18 protein-coding genes are annotated in these 21232 nt (G+C 60.7%); 15 read left to right on the top strand and 3 right to left on the bottom strand.

Annotated elements, in window-relative coordinates:
• Positions 1–7: 7 nt before the first annotated feature.
• Together BSU04_RS31750 and BSU04_RS31745 are read right to left on the bottom strand one after the other, a co-directional pair.
• Positions 8–1492 carry a 4-hydroxyphenylacetate 3-hydroxylase family protein gene (locus tag BSU04_RS31750; RefSeq protein WP_089164237.1) on the bottom strand — a complete coding sequence of 495 codons (1485 nt, stop codon included), beginning with the start codon at positions 1490–1492 and terminating at the stop codon, positions 8–10.
• Positions 1493–1547: 55 nt separating this feature from the next.
• Positions 1548–2114 carry a flavin reductase family protein gene (locus BSU04_RS31745; RefSeq protein ID WP_089164236.1) on the bottom strand — a complete coding sequence of 189 codons (567 nt, stop codon included), beginning with the start codon at positions 2112–2114 and terminating at the stop codon, positions 1548–1550.
• A 157-nt stretch (positions 2115–2271) separates the two neighbouring features.
• Here BSU04_RS31745 and BSU04_RS31740 point away from each other — a divergent pair, with 157 nt between their 5' ends.
• From BSU04_RS31740 to BSU04_RS31695, 10 genes are all read left to right on the top strand, one after another.
• A complete protein-coding gene (locus BSU04_RS31740) occupies positions 2272–3195 on the top strand; it encodes a LysR family transcriptional regulator (protein WP_089164235.1) in 924 nt (307 codons plus the stop codon).
• 203 nt (positions 3196–3398) lie between these two features.
• Positions 3399–4541 (top strand): SRPBCC family protein, encoded by a 1143-nt coding sequence (locus BSU04_RS31735; RefSeq protein ID WP_089164265.1) that lies wholly within the window; start codon positions 3399–3401, stop codon positions 4539–4541.
• A gap of 80 nt (positions 4542–4621) precedes the next feature.
• Complete coding sequence (locus tag BSU04_RS31730; RefSeq protein WP_089164234.1) at positions 4622–5779, top strand: ABC transporter ATP-binding protein; 1158 nt, start codon at positions 4622–4624, stop codon at positions 5777–5779.
• A gap of 1 nt (position 5780) precedes the next feature.
• Positions 5781–6845: an ABC transporter substrate-binding protein gene (locus tag BSU04_RS31725; RefSeq protein WP_089164233.1), complete on the top strand. Its 1065-nt coding sequence runs from the start codon at positions 5781–5783 to the stop codon at positions 6843–6845.
• A gap of 32 nt (positions 6846–6877) precedes the next feature.
• On the top strand, positions 6878–8134 hold the full coding sequence (locus BSU04_RS31720) for an ABC transporter permease (RefSeq protein WP_089164264.1): 1257 nt from the start codon (positions 6878–6880) through the stop codon (positions 8132–8134).
• 12 nt (positions 8135–8146) lie between these two features.
• Complete coding sequence (locus BSU04_RS31715; RefSeq protein ID WP_089164232.1) at positions 8147–8974, top strand: ABC transporter permease; 828 nt, start codon at positions 8147–8149, stop codon at positions 8972–8974.
• 117 nt (positions 8975–9091) lie between these two features.
• Positions 9092–9883, top strand: a complete 792-nt coding sequence (locus BSU04_RS31710; RefSeq protein ID WP_089164231.1) for a phytanoyl-CoA dioxygenase family protein — start codon at positions 9092–9094, stop codon at positions 9881–9883.
• A 482-nt stretch (positions 9884–10365) separates the two neighbouring features.
• Complete coding sequence (locus BSU04_RS31705) at positions 10366–11661, top strand: MFS transporter (protein WP_089164230.1); 1296 nt, start codon at positions 10366–10368, stop codon at positions 11659–11661.
• A 168-nt stretch (positions 11662–11829) separates the two neighbouring features.
• Positions 11830–12738: an SMP-30/gluconolactonase/LRE family protein gene (locus BSU04_RS31700; protein WP_089164263.1), complete on the top strand. Its 909-nt coding sequence runs from the start codon at positions 11830–11832 to the stop codon at positions 12736–12738.
• Between the two features lie 195 nt (positions 12739–12933).
• On the top strand, positions 12934–14145 hold the full coding sequence (locus BSU04_RS31695; RefSeq protein WP_089164229.1) for a porin: 1212 nt from the start codon (positions 12934–12936) through the stop codon (positions 14143–14145).
• 244 nt (positions 14146–14389) lie between these two features.
• Here BSU04_RS31695 and BSU04_RS46760 read toward each other — a convergent pair whose 3' ends face one another.
• Positions 14390–14560, bottom strand: a complete 171-nt coding sequence (locus tag BSU04_RS46760) for a hypothetical protein (protein WP_179258507.1) — start codon at positions 14558–14560, stop codon at positions 14390–14392.
• Positions 14561–15028: 468 nt separating this feature from the next.
• On the opposite strand from BSU04_RS46760, the gene BSU04_RS31690 reads away from it, so the two are divergent.
• From BSU04_RS31690 to BSU04_RS31670, 5 genes are all read left to right on the top strand, one after another.
• Positions 15029–16930, top strand: a complete 1902-nt coding sequence (locus BSU04_RS31690; RefSeq protein ID WP_089164228.1) for a putative bifunctional diguanylate cyclase/phosphodiesterase — start codon at positions 15029–15031, stop codon at positions 16928–16930.
• A gap of 158 nt (positions 16931–17088) precedes the next feature.
• Complete coding sequence (locus BSU04_RS31685) at positions 17089–17562, top strand: VOC family protein (RefSeq protein ID WP_089164227.1); 474 nt, start codon at positions 17089–17091, stop codon at positions 17560–17562.
• Positions 17563–17950: 388 nt separating this feature from the next.
• The gene (locus tag BSU04_RS31680; protein WP_089164226.1) at positions 17951–18976 is read left to right on the top strand and encodes a succinylglutamate desuccinylase/aspartoacylase family protein; all 1026 of its coding nucleotides are present in this window, start codon (positions 17951–17953) and stop codon (positions 18974–18976) included.
• 14 nt (positions 18977–18990) lie between these two features.
• Positions 18991–20313, top strand: coding sequence for an MFS transporter (locus tag BSU04_RS31675; protein WP_089164225.1), 1323 nt, complete (start codon positions 18991–18993; stop codon positions 20311–20313).
• Positions 20306–21190, top strand: a complete 885-nt coding sequence (locus BSU04_RS31670) for an MBL fold metallo-hydrolase (protein WP_089164224.1) — start codon at positions 20306–20308, stop codon at positions 21188–21190. Before BSU04_RS31675 ends, BSU04_RS31670 begins: the two co-directional genes overlap by 8 nt.
• Positions 21191–21232: the final 42 nt, after the last annotated feature.

Genomic DNA, 21232 nt, shown 5'->3' with positions numbered 1-21232 from the left:
GGACACCTCACACTACGCGCTTGAGCCGCGGCTCTGCGCTGGATTGAACAACACGGTCCGACAGGTTCGCGGCCTTCTTTACGTAACCCAGCGTACTGTCGAAATCGAAGTTGCGGAACACGGCGCCCAGATGCGCGAACGGCGGCGATTGGGCAAACAACTGGAACGTCAGCCGATGTCCGGCGTAGTCGGAATTCAATAAGTCACGGGCGAAGGCAAGCAGCTTGCGGCGGTCGTCGGAGACCCAGTTTTCATTGACGGTGTAGTACTTGTCGAGCCAGTCGCTGATCTCGGGATTCGCAAACGACGCGGCATCCGGCGTCACGCAAATCTGGCCGCCGCATAACTCGCGGGCAAGGTGCATCATCTCGTGGAGCCGCGAACACGCTTGCACACGGCCGGTATAAAGCAGCGACTGGTTGGGCATCATCAACCCCGCTGGACTACGCTCACCGCATGCAATAGATGCTGTCAAATGCGCATTGATGGTCTCCCTGTACACCGCGAGCGTGGACAATTTTTCCTGCACGGCCTGCTGCTTCTCGAGCCCCGTCTGACGCGCGTTGAACAATGCTGCACCAATCATCAGGTCGGCTAGACGCAGGTTGCGCTGAACGAACGCGAACGCGCTATAGCGATGCAGCGTGGCGCGAATAAATGTAGCGGCCTTCGTGTGCTGATAGAACAGCACGTCCTCCCATGGGATCAGGACGTTGTCGAAGATCAGCAGCGTGTCGATTTCATCGCAGCGGTTGGAGAGCGGATAGTCATCCGGACTGGCCCGGCCGGCGAAGCCCGTGCGGCAGATGAACTTGAGCCCCGGCGCCGACATGTTAACGATGAACCCGACTGCATAGTCGGAGAGTTTCGCATCTCCCCAGTTGGCGATAGTCGGCTTGACGAACGCCTGGTTCGCATACGCGGCGGCCGTCTCATACTTGGCGCCACGCACCACAATGCCGGCATCGGTTTCTTTCACCACATGCAGCAGCATGTCCGGGTCCTGCTCCTGAGGCGGCTTCGAGCGATCGCCCTTTGGGTCCGTATTGGCGGACACATGGAACGGGTCTTCGTGCAAGGTGCGATGAATGTGGCGTTCGATATTCTCCGCAAAACGCGGGTCCACCTCGTTGAGCACGTCTTTCCCGTCATACAGCGACCACATCTCGCCGATGGTTTCATCGCCCACCCGCGTGGCAATTCCACCCACGTCGTCCAGCACGGTATCCACCGCCAACCGCTTGTCGTGCCAGTCCTGCTGCGTGTACGGCAGCTTCAAGCCGATGGCGTTGCGCTCACCGGTCTTTTCATCCACGTAGCTCATGATGCCCTGCGTCGCGTTCTCGTGCGCCATGTCGTAGATACGCGCGCGGATGTCGACGATAGGCTTGAACATGGGGTGCGTGGTCACGTCATTCACGCGTTCGCCGTTGATCCAGACTTGCCGTCCGTCACGAATGGAATCGCGATACTGCTCGCCGGTTCTGATCATTTACTGTGCCTCGGTCCGTTGGGAATGTCGTTCGGAAATGAAGTCATGCCTGCGTCTAGAAAGCCAGGAACTGGCCATAGTCGCGCTTGCAATAAAGCAAGGGCATGTGCGTCACAGGCGCGCGGGTGACGGCCGCCACTTCGCCGAAAAACACCGTGTGCGTGCCAATGACTTGCTGCGCCACGACCCGGCATTCAAGCGCGGCCACTGCGCCGTCGATAAGCGGTACGCCCAGCGTGCCGGCCGTAATCGTGCAACAGGAAAAGTCGAAGGGCTTGGCGGTTGCCGAGCGCCCGGCGAACGTGTCCGCTATACCGCGCTGCGCCACGTTCAGCAAATTCACTGCGAACACACCGTTTCCGGCTACCGCCAAATTAGCCGGACTGCGTGTGTTGATGCAGACCAGCAACGTGGGCGGGTCCGCACACACTGAACTGCAGGCACTGACTGTCACGCCGAAGCGCTGGTCGCCGCTGCCGGTCGTCACAACATGAACCGAGGTGGAGTTCGATGCCATGGAATCCAGGAACGCAGCGCGCAATGTAAGCAAGGCATCTGCTCCACCGGCCGTCTTGCCTACACCTTCCACTGTGCATTCCGTTGAACCGCTGTCTCGTTGCATGCCGACCTCCTCGCGTTTGCGCTAGCCTTTCGCAAAATCTACGCTCGGGCGACGCATCCGAAAAACATATTTCAAAAATGCAAATCATCGCTTTTGCCTATGCAAACCTATTTATGTCCAAGCACAATAAGCGCTAGAAAAGACCACGGGGTGGACCATGGAACCAGCGCAACTACGCTATTCGCTGCGTCAGTTGAGGTACTTCGTCGTCACAGCGGAAGTCTTGTCGTTCACGGCCGCAGCCAAGCTGCTGCATATCTCGCAGCCGTCCATCTCCACCGCGCTGGCAGACCTGGAGGTGTCGTTCGGCGTCCAGCTTTTTATTCGCCATCACGCGAGCGGGTTATCCCTGACGCAAGCGGGCCGGGACATGCTCGGGCGTGCACGCGACCTGCTCAAGAACGCAGAGGACCTGCAGACGGCCGCCAAGGAAATGGATGGCGGCATGTCCGGCGCCATCACGCTCGGCTGCCTTGTCTCGCTCGCGCCGCCGCTCATGCCCGCGATGATGAGCCGCTTTCTCGCCGACCATGCGGGCATTGCGTTCCGCACGCTCGAGGCGCATCAGGAAGACCTGCTGCGGGGCCTGCACGACGGTTCGCTGGATATAGCGCTCACTTACAACCTCGACCTGACCGACGACATCGCCTTCACGCCACTGCTCACGCTGCCGCCCTATGTGATCCTGCCCAGGACCCACCGGCTGGCACGCGCGCGCGCCGTCGCACTCGCCGACCTGCGCGACGAGCCTTACGTCATGCTCGACCTGCCGCACAGCCGCGAATACTTCGCCGGACTCTTCGACGCGGTCGGTGGCCGGCCGATTGCCGCATTCAAGTCGTCACAGCCCGAAGTTGTACGCGGCATGGTGGCGAACGGCCTGGGCTACAGCATCCTGAACTTCCCGCTCAAATCAAGCCGTACCGTTGACGGCGAAGACTTTGTCATCAAGCAGTTCAAGGACGAGGTGAACGCGACTACGCTGGGTATCGCGCAATCCAGGAGCATGAAACCCCGGCAAGTCGTCCAGCATTTCGCCGCGTTCTGCGAAGCGGAAATCAGGCGCCAGCACGGCGGCTGAACACACGGCAACACGCAGACCGATGACTCCCCGCTAGATAGGAAAAAGCTTGGTTCTACATGCAAAAACAATATTTTGGCTGGTAATTTGACTTGATAGATTGATGTCCATGCAGCGAGAGCAACCCGTAGCAAAGATTGAACGGGTTGCCACATTCACTGAATGGGAAAGGAGGCGCGATGGGTTCTGCAACGGCATCTTCGATGGCAACGTCGACAGCAACCAGCGCCGGCCTGGAGATCGTCCGCCAGTTGCAGGCCAACTGCGAACGCCCGTTCAGCGATGCACGCTCAATGCCGCCCACGGTCTACACCTCGCCTGATTTCCTGGCGCTGGAACAAGAACGCATTTTTCGTCGCGAATGGTTGTGTGTCGGCCGTGTGAGTGCGCTTGGCGCAGCGGGCGACTATCTCACGGCGGATATCGATGGTCAGCCGATCGTCGTCCTGCGCGACGAGCAACTGGAGTTGAAAGCGTTTTCAAACGTGTGCTTGCATAGGATGTCAGTGTTGCTCGAAGGCCGCGGCAACACCCGGCGCATCGTATGCCCTTATCACGCGTGGAACTACACGCTCGATGGCAAGCTCCACGGTGCCCCCATGATGGAGCGGCAAAGCGGATTTTGTAAGGAAGACTATCGATTACCCACGGCGCGATGCGAAGCCTGGCAAGGCTGGATCTACGTCACACTCGACCCCGATGCGCGGCCGGTCGCGGAGGAACTTGCCGGCCTCACCGATCTGATCGCCGACTACGGCATGACCGATTACAAGGAAACATTCTACGAAGAGCACGTCTGGGATACGAACTGGAAAATCCTGGCCGAAAACTTCATGGAGAGTTACCACCTGCCCATGCTGCATCGGGCGACCGTCGGGCCGCATTCGCGCCTTGACGAGATGGAATGCCCCGCCGGCCACGACGCGTTCAACTACCACTGGATCACCAAGGAAGCGTCACTGCCTATCGGCCAGGCGCATCCGGATAACCAGCGCCTTCAAGGGCACTGGCGCAAGACGACCGCGCTGCTCGCGATCTACCCGACTCATCTCGTCACGCTGACACCGGGTTATTTCTGGTACCTCGTGCTGCAGCCGTTGGGCACGAGCCGCGTCCATATCCGTTTCGGCGGCGGGTTGGCGCCTGAATTCATCGCGGACCCAAAGGCCGTGCAATACATGGCGTCGCTGAAAGCGTTGCTGGATGCAGTCAACGAGGAAGACCGGCGAGGCGTGCAGGCCGTGTTCCGTGGTGTCCAGGCGCCGCTTGCGAAACCCGGCCATCTCAGTCACCTCGAACGGCCGAACTACGACTTCGCGCGGTATCTCGCGCAGCAGCTTGCCTGATGCACGACGCACCATGCGCGACGCTCGCCGCAAGACACGCAACGCAACGCCGATCTGAAACCCGGAGCCCACGAGACACGATGTCAACCCACTCCTTCATCTCCTTCGCGGGCGTGAGCAAGACGTATGACGGCGTTCATTACGTCGTGGAAGGACTCGATCTCGATGTAGCGAAAGGCGAATTCGTCTCGCTGCTCGGACCATCCGGTTCTGGAAAGACGACCACGCTGATGATGCTTGCCGGTTTCGAATCGGCGACACAGGGAGAGATCCGCCTGAATGGGAAACGCCTCGACGATAAACCGCCGCATCAGCGCGACATCGGCATGGTGTTTCAGAACTACGCGCTCTTCCCGCACCTGACGATCGAGCAGAACGTTGCATTTCCGTTGTCGGTGAGAGGCATTGGCAAAGCAGAACAAAAGGCCCGCGTGAAGCGAGCGCTGGAGATGGTCGAGTTGCCGCAACTGGCTTCCCGCCGGCCGTCGCAGTTGTCCGGCGGACAGCAGCAGCGTGTCGCCCTGGCCCGCGCGCTTGTGTTCGAGCCGAGCGTAGTGCTGATGGACGAACCGCTGGGCGCACTGGACAAGCGGCTGCGCGAAACCATGCAATACGAAATCATGCGACTGCATCGCGAGTTGGGATTGACGGTGGTGTATGTGACGCATGACCAGGCGGAAGCGTTGACTATGTCGGACCGGGTCGCCGTGTTCTCCGATGGACGCATCCAGCAGGCCGCGACCCCTACCGAACTCTATGAAAACGCGCACAACGCGTTCGTGGCGAATTTTGTTGGCGAGAACAACGGCTTGACGGGTCGGGTGCTCGAACAGGACACAAGCTGGGCGACGCTGGAATTGCCGGGCGGCGCGGTCATTCGCGGCCGCTGCGGGCGGGGTCTGCGCAACGGCGAGGAAGCGATGCTCGCGTTGCGTCCCGAGCGCGCACATATCGCGTCTGCTGACGCTGCCCAGAACGCCGCGGACACCAACGTGGTGAGCGCGCGCGTGGAAGAACTCGTGTATTGCGGCGATCACCACCGCGTTCACCTGAAACTCGGGGAGCTTGGTCATGGCGACAACCTCATTGTCAAAGTCCCGAATACGCAGCACCACGATCTTCCGTCACTCGGCAGTGCAACCGCCGTGGCATGGCGCCATGACGATTGCAAGATCCTCGCAACGGCCGCTACCGTTACCCGCGGCCCTGCTCAGCCCTTCACCGCAGGAGTCCACTGACATGAAAGCAACACTCGTTCGAACCAGTCTGACGGGCATCGCCGGACTCACCCTTGCAGCGGCCAGCCTGTTCGCCGCCACCGCCCATGCTGCCGATACCATCTCGGTCGTGACCTTCGGCGGCGCATACGAGGCCGCGGCAAAGAAAGCGTTCTTCGAACCGTTCACGGCGGCCACCGGCATCGGCTTCTCGACTGAATCGTACGATGGCGGCCTCGCCAAGCTATCGGCCATGGAACAGGCCAAGAACCCGACGTGGGACTTGATCGACCTTGAATCCAACGACGCCATCACCGGGTGCGACGAAGGGCTGTTGCGCAAGATCGACCGCAAGTCGCTCGGCAACACCAGCGCCTTCATCCCCGGTTCGATCATGGATTGCGCGGTAGCCGCCATGGTCTGGTCGACCGTGTACGCCTACGACACAACCAAACTCAAGACCCCGCCGACCACGATCAACGACTTCTTCGACCTGAAGAAATACCCTGGAAAACGCGGCTTGCGCAAGTCGCCGAAGGTGACGCTTGAATGGGCATTGCTCGCCGACGGCGTGAAATCCGCCGATGTGTACAAGGTCCTCGGCACGCCCGCCGGCGTCGACCGCGCGTTCAAGAAACTCGACACGATCAAGCCGAGCATCGTCTGGTGGGAAGCCGGCGCGCAACCGCCCCAGTTGCTCTCCGACGGCGCCGTAGTCATGACGCAGGCCTACAACGGCCGCATTGACGATGCGGTGCACAAGGACCACAAACCGTTCGAGTCGGTGTGGGACGGCCAGGTCTATGACTTCGAATGGTGGGGCATTCCGATGGGCGCAAAGAACGGCGATGCCGCAGCCAAGTTCATTGTTTCGGCCTCAAGCGCACAAAGCTACGCAGACCTGACGAAATATATTGCTTACGCGCCGCCGCGCAAGGATGCGATTCCCTTGATCGCGAAGGATCGCCTGAACGACCTGCCGACGGCTCCCGCCAACTTCAAGCACGCACTGCAGATCAACGCGAGCTTCTGGGCGGATAACGCCGACCAGATCAACAAGCGCTTCCAGGTTTGGCTGACTCAGTAAGGCAACCCGTGACCGCGACAGTGACCAGCAATCTGCGGGAACCGGCTGAGCGTGACCCGACCGCCGGTTCTGGCTTCGGGGCCGACGGCCGTGCGGCATACGCGAGAACCCGACGCCGGGCGTCGGCCCAGGCGCTCCTGCTCGCGCTGCCGCTGCTGTTGTTCCTGCTCGCCACCTTCATTGCGCCCATCGCGATCCTGCTGTCTCGCAGCGTCGAGAATCGCGAGGTGCCGGTGAACCTGCCGGCGTTGTCACAGGCGCTCAAGGCATGGAACGGCGAAGGCGTGCCCGACGAGCACACCTTTGCCATCCTCGCGGCGGATATGCGCCGTGCGTCCGACGAAGGGCACTTGGGAACTGTGGCACGGCGGCTGAATTTCTATCTGCCGGAGTTTCGCAGCTTGCTGATGCGGACCGCGCGCCAATTGCCAGAGACTGCGCCGCCTGCCTGGAAACCGGCGCTGATCGAACTCGATCCGCGCTGGGGCACGCACGACATCTGGCGCATCCTGAAGCGCTCTGCCGTTTCGCCCACGCCCGACTATTTGTTAGCTGCCGTCGACGCCATCGTCACGCCTGACGGTTCGATCGCCTCCCTGCCCGCCGACAGTTCCGTGTTCATCAACGCGTTTGCGCGCACCGTATGGATCAGTGCGTCGGTCACGTTGCTGTGCCTCGTGCTCGGTTATCCAGTCGCGTACTTGCTCGCCACCCTGCCGGCAGCCAAGAGCAATCGCCTGATGCTACTCGTGATCGTGCCGTTCTGGACCTCACTGCTCGTGCGCACGACCGCGTGGTACGTGCTCCTGCAACCGGGCGGGGTCATCAACAGCCTGCTCATGGGCATGGGTCTCGTCAGCCACCCCTTGCCGCTCTTGTTCAACCGCACCGGCGTGCTGATCGGCATGACGCATATCCTCCTGCCCTACATGATCCTCGCGATCTACTCAGTCATGAAGAGCGTGTCGCCGGTGTACATGCGCGCGGCGCAATCGCTTGGCGCGCACCCGGTTACGGCGTTCATCCGCATCTACGTTCCACAGACCTTGCCGGGTGTGGGTGCAGGCTGCTTCCTCGTATTCGTGCTCGCGCTGGGTTACTACATCACGCCTGCATTGCTGGGCGGCGCCGGTGACGAAATGATCAGCCAGTTGATTGCGGCGCAAACCAACGAACAGCTCAACTGGGGGCTGGCCGGAGCGTTGTCGGCGTATCTCGTGATCTTCACGGCGGTGTTCTATTTCGTGTTCAACCGGCTCGTCGGCATCGACCGGCTGCGCTTCGGCTAGGGGGCGGGACTCATGCAAAGCCAGCGCCATCTCGTGCTCTCCGAACGCATTGCGTCGAAGTGGTTGCGCGTGCATTGCGCGCTCATCCTGTTCTTCCTGATCGCACCCATCCTGGCCATCGTGCCGCTGTCGTTCAATACCGGCTCGTACTTTTCTTATCCGATGCAAGGCTTCTCGCTGCATTGGTATGCAAAGGCACTCGGCAGCAGCGACTGGCAACGTGCGTTCCTCAACAGCATCGGCATTGGCACAGCGTCCACGGTGCTTGCCACCTGCCTCGGCACGCTCGCGGCGCTGGGCCTGAGCCGGGCGAACTTTCCGTTTCGCGCGGTCATCATGCCGCTGCTCATCTCGCCGATGATCATCCCCATCGTGGTCGTTGCTGCCGGGTTCTATCTGGTCTTCGCGCCGCTCGGTCTTGTGAATTCCTACGTTGGCGTGGTGCTCGCGCATGCGGCGCTCGGCACGCCCTTCGTGGTGATCACCGTGACGGCGTCCCTGCTCTCGTTTGACCAGAGCCTCATTCGCGCGGCGTCGGGGCTTGGGGCCACGCCATGGATCGCCTTTCGGCGCGTCACGTTGCCGTTGATCGCACCGGCCGTGGCGACGGGCAGCGTCTTTGCGTTCGCTACCTCGTTCGATGAAGTCATCGTGATTCTCTTTATAGGCGGACCGGATCAGCGGACCGTACCGCGGCAGATGTGGAGCGGCATTCGTGATTCGATCGATCCATCGATACTCGCGGTGGCCACCATGCTGATCCTGTTCGCGGTGGCGCTGTTCACCAGCATCAACTGGCTCCGCGGACGCAGCGCGGCAGCAGCGTTGCCGGGAAGCTAAACGCTTTAAGGGAGCCGGCGTTGGTCTTTGCCGGCTCGGTTCCTTCGCTAGTGGCAATCGCGTTTATACGAGAGCAGACGCGCGCTGCCGCTTGATCATTCGTTAAAGGAGAACAGCATGCTGGCCATAGAACGGGAAGCGTTCGAGCGCGACGGCGCCGCCGTCCTGCGCGGGGTGTTTAAGGACTGGGTCGAACTTTTGCGTGATGGCGTGGAATACAACGCCACTCACCCGGGACCCTCGTTCAGGAACTACACGCCCGAAAAAACAACCGGGCGCTTTTTCGGCGACTACTGCAACTGGCAGCGCATTGAACCGTTCAGGGAGTTCGTGGAACACAGTCCGGCTGCGGCGGTGGCTCAGGCTTTGATGGGCTCGCAGCGCGCCCGCATCTTTCACGAACATGTGCTGGTAAAAGAAGCGGGCGCGGCAAAGCTCACGCCGTGGCATCACGATGAGCCCTACTACTGCGTCAGCGCCGAGCAAGCCGTCAGTCTATGGATTCCACTCGATCCGGTGCCTCGGGAAACGTGTGTCGAATTCGTGGCCGGGTCACACAAGTGGGGAAAGCTGTTCCGTCCGCGCAAGTTCAGCGGCGTGGCGTATGACCACAAGTCGGATCGGCTGGAAGAGTTGCCGGATATCGATGCGAACCGGGACGCGTATCAAATCCTCGGTTGGGATCTGGAGCCGGGCGATGCCATAGCGTTCAACTTTCATACGGTACACGGCGCACCGGGTAACGCGGCCGGTCAGCAATCGCGGCGGGTAGTGTCGTTCCGATGGCTCGGCGATGGCGCGCACTACGTGGACCGCGGTGGCGAGACCTCACCGCCCTATCCTGAGCTGGCTGGCCGGCTTGCTTCCGGCGATCCGCTGCCCGAAGTGGAGTTTCCTTTCATCGTCTAGGTTCCAGGGCTTGGGTCTGGGTATCAAGCGGTATGTCGCACGGTGTTTCTTTAAAGATAGAGACTTCATAAACGGGTTCTGCCGGCGTCCTGGGAGACTGATTCTCAGGCTGCATTTGCCGGAGACACCCGTTTGAAAGCCTCAGCACAAGCCCTTTGTTGTCTGACGTCATTTAACAGGAAACCGATGATCCGCCATGTCACGCCTGCCTCCGCAGCGGTTCTTGTCCGCACAAAAGCGGGTTAATCCGTCAAATTAAAAGCTTGCAGAAAATATTACTGGTGTAAACGCTGATGCCTCGCGTATTGCGCGAGATAAGTCATCTGACATACGATGCGTTCACATTACTAACATACCTTACTGCTGCGCATCTTCCGCGTCGTCATCTCGATCCGTATCGGTCGAATGAAGAATGCTGAACGTCCACGCAGTGATGCAGCCGACCGAGCGGCTGACAAAACAACAAACGGAGACAAACCGACATGGCAATCAAACTGAGAGGGCTGCGCTGGTGGATGATCAGCCTGCTGACACTCGGCACGGTCATGAACTACCTGGCGCGCAGCTCGCTGAGCGTCGCCGCCCCCACGGTCATGCAGGACCTGCATATCAGCACCGCCCAGTACGGCTGGATCACCGGCGCGTTCTTCGTGATGTACCCGCTTGGCGGCCCGGTGACGGGCTACCTGATGGACCGTATCGGCCTGCGCTTCGGCTTCCTGATCTGCGGCGTCGCGTGGTCGGTGGTGTGCATTGCCCACGGCTTTGCAAGCGGCTGGGTCGGCCTCTTCGTGCTGCGTGGATTGCTCGGGCTCGCCGAAGCCTCGTTTATCCCGGCCGGCATGCGCATGGCCGCGTTCTGGTTTCCGGCGCGTGAGCGCGGCTTGGCGGCAGGCATCTTCAACATCGGCACATCGATTGGCGCCATCGCCGCGCCGCCGTTGATCGCGTGGTCGATCCTCAAGTACAACTGGGAGATGGCCTTCGTCATCGCAGGGTGTCTTGGCCTCGTATGGGCCGTGCTGTGGATCGTCTTCTACCGGCACCCGAGCGAGCACAAGGCACTCACTGCAACGGAAGCGGCTTATATCGTCGAAGGCGAACACGCCGAACTCTCCGACAACGGCGCCAAACCCAACCTGCGCGCGATCTTCAAGCAACGCAACTTCTGGGGCATCGCCCTGCCGCGCTTTTTCGCCGATCCGGTGTGGACCACCCTCGTGTTCTGGATGCCCCTCTACCTGCATCAGGCACGCGGCTTCGACCTCAAGGCGATTGCCATGACGGCATGGCTGCCGTTCGTGGCGGCGGACGTGGGCTGCCTGATGGGCGGATCGATTTCGCTTTACCTCAACAAGCGCTTCAACATTGCCGTGATCAACGGCAAGCGCATCGTCTTCACGATCGGCGCGGTGATCATGACCGCCATGGCAGGCGTGGGTTACGTGAAGGACCCGGGCACGGCAATCTTTCTGCTGTGCCTCGGGGGCTTCGCGCACCAGACGCTTTCCGTCGCCGTCATTTCGATGTCCGCCGACCTGTTCCCGCGTCGTGAAGTGGCAACTGTCACGGGCTTCGCGGGACTGTCAGCGGGGCTCGGCAACCTGATTTTCACGCTCGTGATTGGCGGGCTGGTCGCGACTATCGGTTATGCACCGTTCTTCGTCGCGCTTGGCTTCGGCGACCTGGTCGGTGTGGCGCTGCTCTGGACACTGGTGCGGCCGTCCCTGATCAATCGCCGCACGGACGCCAACCTTCCGAGTCCTGCCGGTGCTTAGCGCGCGGTCACGATACGTTGTCATGCGCGAATCGAAGCGCATCGCACCGGCGCCCCTCCACTACGGCGCGACGCCCGCCTTGAGCGTCACGCTTGGCCGCGTTCGCGCGAAACTGCGCGTAGAAATGAGCTGGCTGCGTTGGACGCTGAGACCCTCGTCATGAACACTATGCAGCCCGAAACACTGGCCGTCGAACGCTTCGAAGCCGCGGGTCAGGCACCTTGCGAAGTGGGAGAAAGCCCGGTCTGGCGGGAACCGGAACAGGCGTTGTATTGGGTCGATATCCCCGCGCGCACGATCGCTCGTCTGGATGCGGGCACGGCCAAGCGCACCGAGTGGCGCTTGCCCGAAAAAGTGGCCTGCATCACCTTCGACCGTCACGGCACCGTTCTCGCCGGATGCGAGACCGGACTCTTCGCCGTGACGCTCTCTACTGCGCTTGAGGCGAGTGTGCGCAAGCTCGCCGCGCCGGTTTTTCCGCTGCCCAACATGCGCTTCAACGACGGCCGTTGCGATCGTCAAGGCCGCTTTTGGGCCGGCACGATGGTGCAGGACATGGCTGCCGCCAACCCGTCGGGCTCGCTATTTCGATACGACGCCGACGGCACGCTGTCAGCGCCCATTGTCGACGGGCTGATCGTGCAGAACGGACTCGCCTGGTCGCCGCACGGCACGACGATGTATCTCTCCGATTCGCATCCGGCGCGCAGGCTTGTCTGGGCTTTCGACTACGACGTCGAAACCGGCGAGCCACGTAACCGCCGCATCTTTGCCGACCTGAACCAGTTTGCGGGGCGCCCGGACGGCGCGGCTGTCGACACCGACGGCTGCTACTGGACCTGCGCAAACGACGCGGGTCTGCTGCTGCGTTTCACGCCTGACGGCCGGCTGGACCGAAGCATTGCGCTGCCGGTCACGAAACCGTCGATGTGCACGTTCGGCGGCCGCGAACTTGACACGCTCTTTGTTACATCGATTCGTCCCGCTAACGGCGCGAACGAACACGACGGTCATTTGCTTGCGGTGCGTCCAGGCGTGCGAGGCGCTCCGGAGTCCAATTACGCGGGGGTTCTATAAGGATTACCGATTATTTTTCAGGCGATTCGGGAGACATCGCCTGAAATGTTTTTGCGGTCCGGACACAAGGCGCGAAGCTCAGGAAATCCATCACCCGACTTTTCGCTGAGTAATTTCGTTAAATGAGCAAGCAGGAAAAGCCCGCGACGTTGCTGGCCACGTCGCAATCATTGATACAACAAGAGGAGATAAAACATGCAGTCACGCCACGCCAAAAAAGCAGTATTAATCAGCCTCGCTACCCTCGCCTCACCGGTCTTCGCTCAAAACAGCGTGACGCTGTACGGTATTGTCGACGACTCTATTTCGTACCAGAGCAGCCAGACGTCGCTGGGTTCAAACAAGGGTGGGCGCTCCAACATAAAGATGCTTTCTGGAATCTGGGCGGGCAGCCGCTTCGGCCTCAAGGGCTCGGAAGACCTGGGCGGCGGCACCAAGACCATCTTCCAGTTGGAGTCGGGTTTTAACGCGGCGTCGGGTGGTCAGCAATACACGAACGCGATGTTCGGCCGGCAGGCATGGGTAGGCTTGACCAACCCGGTCTACGGTACGTTCACCGCAGGCCGCCAGTACACGTCCTACTACACGCTGCTTTCGCCCTACAGCCCGACGACCTGGCTTACCGGTGCCTTCGGCGCACATCCGGGCGATCTCGACGAAATGGACACGATTTATCGCGCCAATAATTCGCTCGTGTACACGTCACCGAAGATGTTCGGATTCACTGCCAGCGGTTCGTATTCGTTTGCCGGCGTCCCAGGCAGCGTGAACCAGGGCTCGACATGGAGCGGCGCGGTCCAGTACCTCAACGGTCCGTTCGGGCTTGCCGCGGGTATCACCCGGATCAACAACTCGACCTCGGGCGGCGGCGCGTTTGGCGCGGACTCGACCACCAACTCCGCGGGCCAGTCAGGTGTATCGGCGATCACGAACGGTTATCAGACCGCTCAGGCGCAGCAGCGTATTGCCGTGACCGGCGGTTATACGTTCACGCAGACGCTGGATATCTCCTTCTCGTACTCGAACGTGCAATACATCCCGGGTATCAACTCGAGCTTCAAGACCACGGAGATCTTCAATACGGGCGGCGCCGTGCTGCACTGGAAGGCATTGCCGCTCGTCGACCTGGCGGCCGGCTACAGCTATACGCGTGCGACGAAAGCCAACGGCATTACCAGTTCCGCGCAGTACCAGCAGTTCAACCTGTCCGAGTACTATTCGCTCTCTAAACGCACCGGACTCTATGCATTGCAGGCCTATCAGCGCGCGAACGGCAAAACGCTCGGCACGAGTGGTGCGGGCAACATCATCAACGCGACCGCAACGGTTGGCGACGGTTTCCAATCCGCGCCGTCGTCATCTCCCAGCCAGTTTGCTGCGGGCGTAGGCATCATCCATCGGTTCTGATTGGGTGCGCTAACGCGGTGCGCTGCTTAGGCAGTGCGCCGCGTTGGAGTCATCACTCACGGCTCTGACAATCACTCATCGGGCATGCTCGGCAAGTGCCCAGGCGTGGCCAGCTTAGCGGCTATTCGCGCGGCGACAGGCTGCCGCCACTCGGTGCGCAGCGTAGTCGTTCTCTATTCCTTGCCGGTTCTGCACAAGACAGATGCGATAGTTCTTCTCGTTGTTATTCATGAAAGCGCTTTCCCTATAAAGCTTTCGACACGACTGATGTAATCAGTTCGGTCGCCTGTCTGCTCCTCACCCCTTTCAGCGATTGCATCACGCATTGGTTGTATGACGCGTCTTCGTTGAACGCCATCACGAGACCCGGCGCCGCAACCATCAACGCAACGAATGGGCAAATACCACGCTTCATTTTTGTCCTCCAAGCAAAAGACCGCGCAGCATGATGCTCGATCCGAGTTCGCTCGCGCACTCACTCCGAGACAAGACTAATCCGCCGCATCACTCCCTGCATTTTAACTTCGGCGCCAAGGCGCCCCTGACAGCACGACGTCGGCAGCCTACCCTCTGCAGGTCCCCGCTCGTCATGCTGCGGAGCAAAACAGCCGGCAATCTGTATTATTTTCCGTAGGCAAAATTGCGCCTCCTGAACCAGGTCATCCACAAGCCCTCCCCCTCTCGCCCTTGTCCGGCAACGGCCTGGCGAGAGCCCTGGTCGCAAAACCCGCATTGTTGCGCTCTCAGATAGTCCTGTTGCCCGCCTGAGTCACGCCGGCGTCACATCATATTATTAGAGCAACGGACACATTTACCGGGATAATCGAGGTCAGAAAAAACCAGTCGCGCCGATAACCAAGTACCTACCTATATTGCGCATGCCATGGCGTTTAGTGAACCGAGGTTGCCGTTTTTCAAATGGCTAGTAGGATCCGCTCAAGACCTGAGCGCTGATAATCGACAGATATTGCTGTCAAACCTGTTCACCAGGACGGCGTCCATCGCGATGGCGTCAGTTTGCGAGATCAGCGTTTGCGCCACCGCTTTTTATCTTTATCCGAGCGTCGGCTACGCGTTATGGACGCTCGCCGTGATCGCACTCCTGATCGTGCGCCTGTCCCTGATCTACGTCTGTTGCAAGCGCAGCGCTCGCAACGAGCCCACGCCGACATCACTGTTCCTGCTTGCCAGCATCTTGTGGAGCGCGCTGCTCGGACTCGGCGCCCTCTTATGCAACATCAGCGGAGATCAGACACTTTTCCTGCTGGGGAACGTGTGCGCCGTTGGTGTGGTAGGCGGGCTGGCCGGCCGTAACGCAGGCATACCCCGGCTTGTCCTGATCCAGATCTCAGTCATCTTTACGTTGCTCGGAATCGGCGCCGCGCTGTCTCCGTCTTCTGGAAAAATCGTCTTGCTGTTCCAGGCACCGTTTTGCGCAGCCGGCTTCTTTACCGTTGCTATCCGCAGCAACAAGGACACGGTCGCGCTGCTGCTCGCGCAGGAAACCAGCAACCGCCTTGCCCGTCACGACAGCCTCACGGGCCTGCCAAACCGCGCGCGCATCAGCGAACTCTTGCTGAACCGTACCGATGCCGAGCCGGCGCTCAAGCCCGGATCGTTCGCGGTGCTCCTGATCGATCTTGACGGTTTCAAGGCAATCAACGACAGCCTCGGGCACGCGGCCGGCGACCTGGTGCTTCAGGAATCCGCCAAGCGCCTGCGAGCCGTCTTGCGGCAGGGGGACGTTGTCGGCCGACTGGCGGGCGATGAATTTGTCGCCATTTCCAGCGACGCCGCCATCAGCGAAGAAGTCCGGCTGCTGGCGGATCAGATTGTGAAAACCCTTGCGCGTCCATTCGTACTTAACGAGGCGCTGGTGCGGATTGGCGCCAGTGTCGGAATTTCGCAATATCCCGAGCACGGGGAAACAGGACCGCAACTCCTGATATGCGCCGACCGGGCGTTGTACGCGGTCAAGCGCAGCGGCAAAAGCGCCTTTGCCGTTTTCGATGCCAAGGCGCACGCCTCCGACGACAGCTTGAGCCTCCTGCGAAGCGACCTGGAAGGCGCACTTCAATCATTTGGCAGCGGCTTGCGCATGGAATATCAACCGATCGTCAATCTGGCTAGCGGGGTTGTCACCGGACGGGAAGCACTGGTCCGCTGGACCCATCCCACGAGAGGCGAGTTGCCGCCCACGACCTTCATTCCCATTGCAGAGCGAACGGGGCTGATCCTGCCGCTCGGGGAATGGGTGCTCCGGCGTTCCTGCGCGGAAGCGGCCCGTTGGCGCGAGCCGGTGGTCGTGGCGGTGAACGTGTCGCCTGTGCAACTACGCGAAGAGTCGTTCGCGGACCTGGTTGCCTCGGTCATGCAGGATTCAGGGTTGCCGCCTTCACGACTGAACATCGAGGTCACCGAAACCGTACTCATGAGTGACGATGTCCCGACCCGGCGCAACGTTGAGAAACTTCGCGCGATGGGTATCGGTCTCGCGCTCGACGATTTCGGAACTGGCTTTTCCACGCTGTCGAATCTATGCCGCTTTTCGTTCGACACCCTGAAGATCGACAGTTCGTTTGTGCGTGAATCCGTTCATCGGCGGGAGTCGGCGGCGGTGGTTCGCGGCATCGTGGCCCTCGCCCACGAACTAGGGATTCCCACCACGGCGGAAGGCATCGAAACGCACGAGCAACTGAGCTTTGTACGAGCCTCCGGATGTACCAGCGCGCAAGGTTTCTTTCTAGGCCGCTCGGAACGCGCGGAGAGCATTTCGCAAATCTGAGCAGCCGGAATGCCGGTCATTCCCTGGACGGCCGAAGCTGGTATAAAAAAGTGACATTTTTCTGCCTGGCATGTCGATTTTGATGGTTCTCGTTCGTCGTCCCAATGACGGCATGCGGCTTGCCTGCGCATTTAGCCAACACTCAAAGGAGATTTGCCATGACGATTCAAAAGATCACGCCTTTTCTTTGGTACTCCAACGAGGCTGAGGAGGCCGCGGCTTTCTATGCAGGTATCTTTCCAGACTCGCGTGTCACTCGAGTAACCGCGGTGCCGAGCGCCGGTTCCACGAAGGTCGTCGAGTTTGTTCTCTTTGGGCAACCCTTCATTGCCATGAGTTCCGGCGGACCCGACCCGTTCAACCACGCGATATCGCTTATGGTCAATTGTCACGATCAGGAAGAGCTTGACGGTTATTGGAACGCTTTTCTCGAGGGCGGCGGTTCGCCCGAGGCATGCGGCTGGCTGAAAGACCGCTTCGGCGTCTCATGGCAGATCCTTCCATCCGATCTCATCGAGATGATGGCTGACCCCGATCAAGCAAAGGCCACGCGCGTTGCCGGCGCCATGATGAAAATGGTGAAGTTTGACGTCGCCGCGCTGAGAGCCGCCTATTCGGGGACGACGGATTAACAGAAGGCCCAGTACATCTTGTAAGCCATGGAGCGTCGGTCAGCTTTGCACGGTTTGCCAGCCGACGCTTATCTCACACGTTTTAGGAACCCTGACTCGCACACTCGCCGAACCTGAAGTCGCGGTTAGCCCATACCCGATATCGCACTACACCCGCACTACACCCGCACTTTGCCCTCATGCAAGGAGACATCCGCCATCTGGCGGGGCGTCATTCAATTCCGTCGAAGGCTTGTATCACTCCCTCGCTGGCGCGTGATGCCTCCAAGACATCACGCTGGCCATCAATCGGCATTGGCATAAATCACTTCGATTTCCGATAGTACGGGCATCGCTGCGTCGTTTGCATTCGCCGCCGCACTCTATGCCAACAGTCAGGAGACGAATCATGGCCACCGACCGCTCTCGCATCTCGACAGATATCGATTTCGAGCAAGAAGGCTTTCAGACTGGCACATTGCGCGTGCCGCATTCCGTGGACCGTTCCGCATACGGGCATATCCCGATCCCGATCGCCGTGCTCAAGCGCGGTGACGGTCCAACGGCGCTCCTCACCGGCGGCAATCACGGCGACGAATACGAAGGCCCGATTGCGCTGATGAAACTGCTGCAACGCATGCCGTCGATGCAAATCAGCGGTCGCCTGATCGTCGTACCCGGTCTCAACTTTCCCGCGCTTCTCGCGGGGCGGCGGACCTCGCCTATTGACGGCGCCAACATGAACCGGATCTTCCCGGGTCATCGCGATGGCTCCATCACGGAGATGATTGCGCACTACGTGGACACCGAGTTGTTTCCCCGCGCCGATTTCGTCTTCGATATCCACGCGGGAGGTGCGTCGTTCGACCATCTGCCGACGCTGCTGGTCGCACCACCGCTCGACGCTGACCGACGCCATGAATATAGGCGGATCGTCGATGCGTTTGCCGCACCGAACGCGATGGTGATGGACCTGCTCGGCGAGGACCGCACGTATGGCGCCGCTATCGAGCGACGTGGAAAGCTCTTTCTCTGCGGAGAATTCGGCGGCTACGCGACGTGTAATCCGCACGGCCTGGCGATCGTGGAGGAAGGCTTGCAGCGAGTACTCGCGGCACTCGGTATCTGCTCGAGCGAAGCACTGCCGGCACCGCGTTACGACACGCGATGGCTGCACGTTGACGGAGAGCGGCATTACGTCTTTGCGGCCACGCGCGGGCTCTTCGAGCCGGTGTTCAAGCTCGGCGACCGCGTGAGCGCCGGTGACCTGGCCGGGCGCGTATTCGATCCGCACGCGCCGTGGGCCAAGCCCGTCGAGTTGAAGTTTCGCAGCGCGGGCGTGGTCGTTATCGTGCGTTCGTTCGCGAGCGTCGAGCCGGGCGATTGCGTTGCGCTCGTGGCAGCCCATTCCGATCCCCACCCGCACGCGCAGTGAACCCGGAGACGACCATGTCCGCAATCCCCTTGACAGAAGGCATCGACGCGCGCGATGCGCTGTACCGAAAGATCACGTGGCGCTTACTGCCGTTCCTGACGCTCTGCTACATGCTCGCGTACCTCGACCGCATCAACATCGGTTTCGCGAAGCTCCAGATGCAGAGCCAGCTCTCGTTCTCCGACGCGGCCTATGGCGTCGCTGCGGGCATCTTCTTTGTCGGCTACGTGCTGTTCGAGATTCCCAGCAATCTGCTCCTGCCAAGGATCGGTGCCCGAAAAACACTGTCACGCATCATGGTGCTGTGGGGGATCACTTCCGCGTCAATGCTGTTCGTCCGGGACATCCACGCGTTCTACGCCCTGCGCTTTCTACTCGGTGTGTTCGAAGCGGGCTTCGCGCCGGGAATGGTGCTGTACCTGACCTACTGGTACGCGCCATCCCGCACCGCTCGCGCGATGGCAGTCGTAATGTGGGCCGGACCGATCGGCGGTGTTATCGGCGGACCGTTGTCAAGCTGGGCAATGACCACGCTGGCAGGCACGCATGGACTCGAAGGCTGGCAGTGGATGTTCATCGTCGAAGGCGTGCCGTGCTGCGTGCTGGGTGTGATCGCATTCTTTTTCCTCGATGATCGTCCGCAGCAGGCAAACTGGCTCTCCGATGACGAGAAGGCGTTGCTTGCTGCGGACCTCGATGCGCAACGCTTGAACCGTGCGGCGAGCGAAGCGCGGCACCGCTCATTGAGAACCGTTGTCTCCGACCCACGGGTGCTGACGCTCGCGTTCAGCAATTTTTGCGTGATCGCGGGGATTTATACGGTGAGTTTCTGGCTGCCCACCATCCTGAAGACCGCCGGTGTTGCCGGCACGATGGCGATCGGTTTTTGGTCGTCCGTGCCTTACGTTGCAGCCATTGCCGCGATGGGTTGGCTCTGCCGCAGCTCCGACCGGCGCAACGAGCGCCGTCGCCATAGTGCGCTCGCGAGCATCGCGGGTGCCATCGCGCTGGCCATCGCCGGACTATACCCAAGTAATCTCGGCATCGCGTTGCCTGCTATCGCTCTATCCACCGCCATGCTTTGGGCGTCGTACACTGTTCTATGGGCGCTGCCTGCGGGGTACCTGGGCACGGCGGCGGCAGCGGGCGGGATTGCCTTCATCAACATTTGCGGCGCGCTTGGCGGCTTCGCGAGTCCGATCATCATCGGTGTCGTGAAGACCCTGACCGGCGATATGCAGGCCGGCATGTTGACGATCGTCGCCATCGCGCTCGCCGGCGCGGTCGCGATGCTCCTGAATCCTATTGAATCGCCAGCGGAGATCCCTCATGGATGAACAACCGACCACCTACCGCGTCGGCGACGCGTTGATCACCCGCGTGACTGAACAACAGTTTCAGTTGAAGACCGACAAGCTGTTCGCCGACTTCGACCCCGCCGTGATTCAGGAGCACCACGCATGGCTCGCTGATGGGCAAGTCGACGCGGCCGCCGACAACTTCGTCCTGAACGTCAATACCTGGGTGCTGCGAGTCGGCGGAAAGGTCATTCTCGTAGACACCGCAAGCGGCAATCATAAGGACCGGCCATTCAGCGCCCTGTTCCACCAACTCAATACACCCTACCTCGAGCGACTGGAGCGCGCGGGGGTGAAGCCGGAAGAGGTCGATTTCGTGCTGCTTACGCACCTGCATGTGGACCATGCAGGCTGGAATACCCAGCTCGAAAACGGCCGCTGGGTGCCCACTTTTCCCAACGCGCGTTACGTGTTCCCTCGCGTCGAGCGGGAGTTCTTCGACACGCCGGCTGGCGAGAGCCGACGCATGGTTTTCGATGACAGCGTGTTGCCGGTGATCGACGCAGGACTGGCCGACGAAGTCGGTCCGGAGGGCGGCGACTATCTGCCGGGCATCCGCTTTCATCCGACGCCGGGGCACAGTGCCGGACACATGTCGATCGAAATCGAGTCAGCGGGGGCGCACGCGCTCTTTAGCGGCGATGTGTGGCATCACCCGATCCAGGTTTATCGTCCCGCGTGGAGTTCGGTGTTCTGTGCCGACAAGCATCGCGCGACTGTCTCGCGACGATGGGTACTCGAGCGGGCGATCGAAACGGACGCGACGGTGTTCACGCCGCACTTTGCCGGAACATCGGCGGGCGTGGTGAGTGCCTTGGCCCAACGCGAAGGCGGCTTCGTATGGCGCTTCTTGTGAAGACATTCAACCGATAGTCGGCTCGTCCGCGGATGCATCTAC

The sequence above is a fragment of the Caballeronia sordidicola genome (genome assembly GCF_002220365.1).
In the GTDB taxonomy this organism is placed as follows: domain Bacteria; phylum Pseudomonadota; class Gammaproteobacteria; order Burkholderiales; family Burkholderiaceae; genus Caballeronia; species Caballeronia sordidicola_C.
The sequence above is the reverse complement of the archived record's forward strand: the minus strand, read 5'-3'. Positions and strand labels throughout refer to the sequence as shown.